Source organism: Methylomagnum sp. (assembly GCF_054333355.1).
This window is the reverse complement of record NZ_JBTEKS010000186.1, coordinates 1-8478: the sequence shown is the minus strand read 5'-3', so window position 1 is coordinate 8478 and position 8478 is coordinate 1. Positions and strand designations below refer to the sequence as shown.

10 protein-coding genes are annotated in these 8478 nt (G+C 52.8%); all 10 read right to left on the bottom strand.

Features of this window, described 5'->3' with window-relative positions; all coding sequences use genetic code 11:
- Positions 1–325: 325 nt before the first annotated feature.
- Positions 326–1363, bottom strand: coding sequence for a phage integrase (locus ACXWUF_RS14005; RefSeq protein WP_458497374.1), 1038 nt, complete (start codon positions 1361–1363; stop codon positions 326–328).
- A gap of 89 nt (positions 1364–1452) precedes the next feature.
- Complete coding sequence (locus tag ACXWUF_RS14000; RefSeq protein ID WP_458497373.1) at positions 1453–1665, bottom strand: hypothetical protein; 213 nt, start codon at positions 1663–1665, stop codon at positions 1453–1455.
- Positions 1666–1747: 82 nt separating this feature from the next.
- Complete coding sequence (locus ACXWUF_RS13995; protein ID WP_458497372.1) at positions 1748–1966, bottom strand: ogr/Delta-like zinc finger family protein; 219 nt, start codon at positions 1964–1966, stop codon at positions 1748–1750.
- Between the two features lie 37 nt (positions 1967–2003).
- A complete protein-coding gene (locus tag ACXWUF_RS13990; protein WP_458497371.1) occupies positions 2004–2699 on the bottom strand; it encodes a hypothetical protein in 696 nt (231 codons plus the stop codon).
- 94 nt (positions 2700–2793) lie between these two features.
- Positions 2794–3876, bottom strand: a complete 1083-nt coding sequence (locus ACXWUF_RS13985; protein WP_458497370.1) for a hypothetical protein — start codon at positions 3874–3876, stop codon at positions 2794–2796.
- 51 nt (positions 3877–3927) lie between these two features.
- Entirely contained in the window at positions 3928–5775 is a 1848-nt protein-coding gene (locus tag ACXWUF_RS13980; RefSeq protein ID WP_458497369.1) for a bifunctional DNA primase/polymerase, read from the bottom strand.
- Positions 5772–6002 (bottom strand): hypothetical protein, encoded by a 231-nt coding sequence (locus ACXWUF_RS13975; RefSeq protein WP_458497368.1) that lies wholly within the window; start codon positions 6000–6002, stop codon positions 5772–5774. Before ACXWUF_RS13975 ends, ACXWUF_RS13980 begins: the two co-directional genes overlap by 4 nt.
- Before the next feature lie 3 nt (positions 6003–6005).
- Entirely contained in the window at positions 6006–6236 is a 231-nt protein-coding gene (locus tag ACXWUF_RS13970) for a hypothetical protein (protein ID WP_458497367.1), read from the bottom strand.
- Positions 6237–6247: 11 nt separating this feature from the next.
- Entirely contained in the window at positions 6248–6700 is a 453-nt protein-coding gene (locus ACXWUF_RS13965; protein WP_458497366.1) for a hypothetical protein, read from the bottom strand.
- 733 nt (positions 6701–7433) lie between these two features.
- Positions 7434–8478 (bottom strand): DUF6387 family protein (locus ACXWUF_RS13960; protein ID WP_458503294.1); only part of this gene is annotated, 1045 nt, incomplete at its 5' end.

Here is an 8478-nt window from a genome sequence, read left to right as displayed (position 1 = left end):
ACTGGCCGGGGGGGGGTACAGCGCACTCCTCCCCGCCCGCCCGGTTTTTGCACTTTTTTGGTGCTTTGCTGATGGGTTTTGAGGTCGAAGAAAGCGCCAAACCGCTTGCGGCAAGGGTTCCCGCGAGGTGAAAGGCGCTTATTGAATTGATGAAATTCGCGGATAAAACCGGAAGTTTACTGACGAATTGCCCCACCCCAAGCCCTGTTAGATTCTTCCAAGGCTTTGAAAAATATTGCTTTATTCGGAGGTGAGTTTTTTAAATCGCGGACTCTGTAAATTTATGAACAGGGTTATTTTTCCGTGGTTTCAATGGCTTACATAGCTAGGCTAAAGGATTCAGTTCTACCGCTTCATCAAGATAACCCGGTGCAAGATGGGCATAACGCATGGTCATTTTAATATCGCTATGTCCAAGTATCTTTTGAAGCTTGAATAGGTTCCCGCCGTTCATCATAAAATGCGATGCGAAAGAATGCCGCAATATATGGGAACATTGCCCTTTTGGTAATTCCAGTTTAGCCCGCTCGATAGCACGGCGGAAACTCCCGATACATGAAGAAAATAAGCGGGTTTCCGGTGACTTGCCTTTTGCGAATTCCAACAGTGACGCGAAGAATACCGGGTCAAGTGGCACGGTTCGGGTTTTCTTGCTTTTGGTAAACTCGAAAGTTACCCGGTTGTTATGCAAGTGCTTAATTTTTAAATCTTCCGCCTCTCCCCATCGCGCCCCGGTGCGGATACAGATTTGCGCAACCCACCAAGTTGAAGGATTATCACATCCGGTTTTGATGGTGCTGAACAAGTGGGTTATTTGCTCGGTTGTCAAATATGATAATTGCCTTTCCTGTACTTTTATTGGTTCCACTGCAATTATCGGGCATTGATAATCAATAACCCGTAACTTTTTTAAGCGGTGAAATACGGCGCACAAATACCCTTGATGGTTGTTGAAGGTCTTGGGGGTAATGATTTGTTCAGGCGTGCCGGAAATGATGCGTTGATGGCGAAACTTTACCCAATCCTCGGCGGTTAGCTGTGCCGCTATCGGATCATTAAGCGCTTGGCACAGCGCATCTAAACACCTACGCCGCTTTTCATAATCCGATAAATTCACACCGTGGTAATTGCTCCATAACTCGATAAGCTCTGATAGCTTGCGGTTATCCTCGTCTTTACTCCTCTTGATTCCGATAACCCGTTTCTTTGGTGTGGTGACACGCAATCCAGCGAATTTTTCCAGATATTCCAACTCGAACTTTTCAGCCAATTCTCTATCTTTGAATATCTTTCTTACTCGCTTGCAGCCTTGCCGGTCAATCTGGACGCGAAACCGGCCATCCTCCAAAGCTTTAACTGCCATTGTCTTACCTTCCAAATGAAAAGGCGCGGGCCATTATTTGAAATGGTGTCCGCGCCTCTCAGGTTGCCTCTAAACTCACCAGCGAATCATTAAAGCAAAGCCTTGTAAGAGTCGTCATCCTTGATTAAGGCCGCGCTAAAGTTATTGATACCAGCGGATTTTATAATATTGTTGAGTTCTATAACTCCGCCTTTGGTATCTGAGGCAATTTTAAATTTCTTGCCCTCTCTGTTGCATTGCTGCACAAAGCTTGATAGTTCGTTGGGTTTTCCGGTGAATTCAACCGCTAACCAAGTAGCCATGATATTAGCCCTCTATAAGTTGAGTTAAAAGATATGGTTGAGGCATTATTATATTATTAATGCCATTTAACAGTAAGCCTTTTCACGGGCATTTACTAAGAAAATCCTTTTCCAATTCTGCGGCTTTCGCCAGCGCATTAAGGGGAGGTCTAATGGTGTGCTTTGTCCATAGTTGGCATACAAAAACAGCCCCGCAAGTAACCGCCTTGCATTGGCAATACAAATCAGAAACGGTCTCGGTTTGTTTGTTCCGAGTTGTGATAACTGCCAACCCGCCGCAATGTGGACAATGAACACGCATAGTCTCCCCTTATTCATTGATTAAAGCCCCGCCTTATTTAGCCCTTCGCTTGTTTATTTTTAATTCTCACCAAAGCAAGCGGGTTACTAAAGTCATTCATGCTAAATGGACTTATGTTAGCCGGTTCACTTAGCATGGAAAGTGTTGGGTCAGCAGCCTTGTCAATCTCAAAGCCCGCCATCTTACCCTTAAAGTAATTTCCAATATCCTGAAATACGGTATCGGTAATGGTTCCGCTTCCAGTATTATTCTGCATTACCTTATAACCCCATGCCTTTAACTTGGCAGCGGTTAATATTTGCCCCTCAATGGAGCCTAATATTTCATTGAATTGGCTATCCACAAAGCTTTGAATGGCCTTCGCTCTATCACTCAAGTAATCCTGTGCTAAAAGCACGCCATTGTCTTTCATGGCTTCGGCTTCTGCCACCAGATCGGCAGCATACGCCCGATGCTCGGCAGCAAGGTTAATGGCGGTTTCCTTCTTGCCGCTTATGGCGTTGATGGTGTCCTTATCGCCAGATTCAGCCCTTACCAAATCCCGCACCAAGCCGCGTAATTCTTCGCCGTATTGCTCGGCCTCTAGGTCGGCGGCTTGCGCCATTTCATTTTGATTTGAAGCCGTGGCGCGTAAGTCTTCATATTTGCCTTTCCAATCAAGGAAAACGGCTTTACTGGCTTGGAAGGTTTCCATCTTTTCAAGGATGTTTTGGGGTAAAGCGGTGTTATTCATGGTGTTAATCCGATTGAGTTAGAACAGTGTGCATTTAGGTGGCGTGGGGTTTGTTCTGGTTTCGTTTATTGCCTGTGCCTCTAGTGATTAGTTGTTAAGCGGTTTCCTCGACTAATGCCCCGAATCTCAGCGCATACAGCCTTAAGGTTGCGCCCTGAATGGTTTTCCTAACCTGTAGCCGGGTTTTCTTGCCCTCCATTTCAATGCGGGCCAGATAACCCCGCTCGTGGATGCGCTGGAAAATGGTTTTCTGGGTGACTTCGATATTTCCACCTTGTTCGCGGGCGTACTCGGTGACGATGGAATAGGCCGCGTCCCCGTCCAAGTAAACGGTTTGGCCTTCGATCCACCCCACCCGCCCGCCTTTGGGTTGGAAGGTTCCAAACGAGTCCATGAACCAGCCCAACAGCGGGGCGGAATGGCCGCTCTTTTCCGTGGGACAGCCCTTGTCGCTTCCGTCCAGGTCGAACACATGGCAACGGCCCGACGAGAGCGCCGACGCCAGCAAGGATAGGAACCGGGTTACATCGTCTTGGCTTGATTGGTGTTCGGCCTGGTCTTCCAACAGGCTCCACAAGGCTTTCTCGCAGCGCTCGGCGAAGGCCCGCGCCTCTTGTGCCGATAGCGCCCCGCAATCGACCGTGAAGCGTGCCAGGGTGGCTATTCCAGCGGTGAGGCTGGCGAAGTCGGTGGGGGTGCGGGAATGGCCCTTCATGCCGCGCTGTGCGGCTTTGTCGCGGCGTGCCCGAATGTCATCGGGGAGGGTGGTTTTAAGGGTGTCGATTTGCGGGGCAAGCCAGCGGACATAACCGGCCATGGCCGCCGCAAGCGTGCCGGAACGGGCGTGGCCCTGTAGGACCGTCAGCCGGTCAAGGTCAAGGTCGCCCTTGCGTGGGTCGTGCGGATCGCGGCTCAGGGTGGCGACGGTCAAGCGGGCGCGCAGTGATTGACCGCGTGGGATGTCTTCGCCGGTCGCCAGCACGAAGCCCCGCGCATGGTAGGCGGTTCGCTGCTTCAGGTCGGCCATGAGACGGCCCCGCCCGGCTTGGTTGCCCGCGCCCCGTATCAGCTTGTCGGCCTTGGCGTGGAAGCCGTCAACCTCGCCTTTTGAGCCATGCGGCTTAAAGTCATCCACGGCAAAAACCGCGTCCTTGGCGGCGTGGCCCTTCACTTCCAAGGCTGAATGGGTGTCGGTCCAGTTCGCCGGGAAGTTCCGCGCCGTGAAGCCTTACCCGAAGTGGGACAGGATCAGCGCCGCCGCTTCGGACTTCCGCGCCCCGGTGTACCCGAACAACAGGGCGGCATGGTCGATGGGGGCACAGTGGGCCAGCGGTGCCCGGTAGGTCACAGCCAACAGCAACGCGCCGATTTCCAGCTTATGCGGGGCAAGCTCCAGGAGTTTGAGGCTTGCCCGTACCGCGTCCGCCAGCGCCGCGCCCTCGGGTGGGTCGGGTAGGCGATAAAGCCCCATGTTGCCGGGTCCGGGGTTCACTTCCACATCCGCCCGGTTGCCTGTCTCGCCCAGCGCCCCGCCCGCGTGCAGGTAGCGCCACACATCGTCAATCTTCCGCCAGCCGGTATGCGCGTAGACGGTGCGGCGGGGCACGTCGCCCGATAGCTCTTGCAGCGCGGCCCGTATATGGTCCTTCGATGATTGGCCCGCATTGATGCAGGCACGGATACCCCATTGCCCCGTCACCCAAGACATGCCCGCGAAGCGTTCGGCGGGAACCTCGATGGTGGGCAGGGTTTGACCACTCCCCAAGCGCCCGGCGATGTGGAAAGACAAGCTGCTTGCCTCGCCATCGTCGGTTAAGACTTCCTCGACTATCCGCGCCGTGAAATTGCACAGCGGGGCGGGAACCTCGCCGTCTGCCTTGCAGATGCGCCCGCCGTCGATGACGTACAGGGAACCCAAGGACAGGGCGACAGCGGCTTGAATTCGTCGCTCTTGCCGCTTCTGCTCGGTGAAAAGCCGTTGATTGTGGGCGGTGAGTTCGGGATTCCAAGCCAGCGCCTTTTTCCAGTCGCCCCCGCATTCCAGGATGCGGAACACGTCGAAAGCATCATGGGCGTGCGAGTCGTTTAGATCGTCGCCCCCGTGGGAGTAGCAGAGCGGGTGCCCGCCCTTGCCTTCCAGGATGGTTAGGCCAGGAATGCCCGACTCGGAACCGGGGCGAAGGTAGCGCCGCCCCTTGCGCCGGTAGCCGTGGCGCTCAAGAACGCTGTCCAGATCGTGGGCGGCGTTGAATTCGGCTATCGGGTTGCGTTCGCCCTTGATGTCCATGGGCGCGGCGCTCTTGGGGCGGGGCTTTTCCTTGGGGGCTTCAAAATCCGGGTCGAAGGTCTTCAACACGTCCGGCCATGCCCGCCACAGCGCCAAGAGTTCCGGGGGAAGCTCCGGCATGTGGCGCACGTCGCCCGCCAGTTCGTAGGGCAAGGCGGTATCCGGGTGGACGGATGGGGGCAGCACGTCTTGAAGGGTGGCCCCGTCCGCTGAACCGTGGCGAACCTCGAATATGCTCTTTTGCTTCTTGCCCTTCCCGAACGTCAGCTTTTTGGATGGCGGCATGGGTTCGGCCCCGGTGGGAACCCGGAACAGCAACTTAGCCTTTCCCGGCTTGCCGCTCCGAATTTCCACCCGTGCCGGATCGGCGAACCACGCGCCCAGGTCCAGGCCCAGCCCTTCCAATACGCGGCGGGTTTCGTTGAGTTCGTCCACGTCCAGCGATACCACGCCAGACGGCAGCAGCGCCAAGCCGATGTTATCCCCCGCCCGAATCCAGGCCCGGACGGGTTCAAGGCCCGCTGTGTAGCCTTCCGGGTTGGCAGGAGTGCGGGGCAGGTTCCAGCCATACCCACGCGGCCCCTTGCTGGGTTTCCCGCCCACTCGGGGGATTCTGACGAAGTGGAAACCGGCGGCGGCGTATTCCTCGAAGGCCGTAAAACTCCACGGCGCGGCGGGTTCCGCTTGAATTATGTTGTGGGTATTGACATAATGGGTTTCCACGTTTTTTTCTAATTGTGCCCCGGTATCCCCTTGGATGTCGGGGCATTTTTTTTGTGGTGCGTTCATACTTTGAACCCCATGATTTGGGCGGTATCAAGTGCTGTGCTTGCCGCGCCTAACCATCCCTGTGTGAATATCTGCCTTAATGGCGATTCCTCCGGGTAAAGATTTGCAAGCCGTTTGTATTCATTGGCAGCAGCAATAAGCCATTGCAAGTCACCATCCGTTACGGTCTGCGGTATTGGCTTAGTCTTGGCAGGTTTCCTAAAGTCAAAGGTTATTAACTCGCCCATGGCTTATTTCCTCCCCCGCCGGAATGGCACTATATTATTTTCTACTTTTTGGGGGGCTGGCTTAATGGCTTCGATAATCAAGCCCGCAACAGCTTGGTGAATAACCTCTAACCTTTGATAAAGGTCGGGGGATTCAAGGTGTTTGTTTTTTACGGCCTCGATATTGCCAAGCGCGGCTATTAGTAAATCCGCATCGCCAAATGGTAGGCGTGATTGTTGGCTGATGTGTCCCATAGCGAACCCCCTCAATTTCCAGCGATTAAGGTAACTGGTTCTTGGCAAGCCAGAACCAGCCAAGCGCCGTCATCGCGGGCATCTATCCAACCCTCGCCGTCCTGCTCGGAATTGAATGCTTGCCCAGCGGGGCATTCCGCCGCATGGCAAAAAGCGGGATTGTTAGGGGAAACCACGGCGAATATTGAGCCGGGAAACTCAGCGAGTTTGAAGACAAGATTTTTAGCCAAGATTGCGCGGGATTCGCCTAGTAATTGCTCTGCTTGGCGTTTCGGCAAGCGAAATTCCTTAACGAGTAATTCCAGTCGGGAATAGTAGGCTTGGGGTTTAATCCGAAAGGCCCGGAAAACTTGGCTGGCTTTATCGACCATGGAAACCCCCATTCTCAAAATGGTGGTCGCAAGGTTTAGGGCGGGCAAAAAGGCGGATTTTGGGCGGATTTCGCCCGTGATGGAGGGATTCATAAAGGCTCCTTGACTGAGGTTTGGAGCCGTCGCGTCTCGGTGGTATGCGAGATTGGCGACGGGCGGTATGCGGGATACCACTAACCGGGTCAAGGAACCGGCCACGCTTGCGCGTGCCCACATACCGCCCGCCATTACTCGATGGGCGTACCCCAGGCATAAAAAAGGCCCGGTACGCAGAAATTGGGGGCTGTGCGCCTTGAACATCCGGGAGTGGTAGCCCGGCCCCCGGTGCGCCGGGGGAACGAGAAATAGCGTAGGCCCGAAATGTAAGGCACGTCAAGCCCCCGCGTGTGAGTTTGCGGCGGCGGTGGGTGGCCTTGGAAGTGAGAAAGTCACAGCCAGTGCGTGAAATGGTGCGCTTCATGCGCCCGCCTCGCTTTGGGTGGCTTGGGGGGCTTTGGATTCCATCCAGGCCCGGACTTCCTCAGCACGAAACGCCGTGATATTGGCCGACAACTTCACGGGCGCAACGAAAGCCTTCTTCTTCACCATTCTCCAAAGCGTGGCTTTCGAGAATGGAAGAATTCCGGGAATTAGTTGGGAGATTCGAACATAGCCAGTTTCCGGGAGTCTGGCGGGTTGGTTATTGGCTGGCTTGGGAGTTCGCCGGGTGGCTGTTCTTGGCATGGTTCGCCCCGTGATATTGGATGCAACGGGGCGATACAGTAAGCGGAAAAATCGGCAGGTTACACAGTGAAAATCTATTGAGGTTTAGTGTGTTGACAATGCGTTATATTTTTGATCTAGGGCTAGGTTTCGATTTTTTCTTAGGTCTCCCACCATTCTTAGCCGGTTTCTGGTTCTGCTTAAGAAGCTGGCCTTGAAGGGCGTTTATATTTTCCCTAGTCAACAGGTTTAACGCATTTGGCCTTATTGTCTCTGCTATATGCTTTCCTAAATCCCTATCATATTCGCTAGGAAATAGTATTTCTCCAAACTGTTTATCAGTTAAACCGCATTTATAAATGTCGTTATAAAAAGCAATATCAATATATGGAAGCAGCTTTTTTATATGCCATTCGTGCAAATCTTCATTGGTTATTGTTTTGCGTGCTGTATACCATTTAAGCCTTTCACGCATGTTGGATATGCAAGCGGCGAATTGCTCAATAAGAGCATCGTCACTTAGATTAAGGTCAACTGTAACATGCGCCCTTCCTAAAATTATATAAGAATAGTCAAAATATTTGCTCCAACTATCTATAAAAGCTTCATCATAAGATGAATTAATAAGCTCTTTCCTAAGCTTTGCGCCTTCATCCGACTCCCTAAGCGACTTTTTAAAAGATGAAGCGTTTTCGTGCCCATTCATCCATTTCCCGATTTCATCATGAATTAAAAAGGCCGCGTGAAGGCTCATTGGTTCAACGGCTGAAAATAGGTGTCTTCCGCTATTCGTAAATAACTTTTCTATAGTCACATACTTATCATAATATTCAATCTCAAGAATATGATTAAGAGAATCAATCAGATTCAATGTGGGAAGCTGCTTTAAATCTTCTTGCAATTGGAATCTTGCCCTAAGCGCTCCAAACCATTTATCAAATCCCCAATTGGCGCAAATATCGTATTTCTTAAGACTGAACCATTCGAGTTCTTTAGGTAGCTTTCGCATATCAGCCCCCTTCAAGGCTTGCCCTTCATGGTAGGAGCCGCGCCAAGCGGGTGAAGGGTTCCCGCATTTCGCCCGGCCAAAGGCTAGGCGCGACTTTCCAGCATGATACACCCCACGGCCCGCCACATTGAACAGCGGCCCGTGAATGAGGCAATACCGG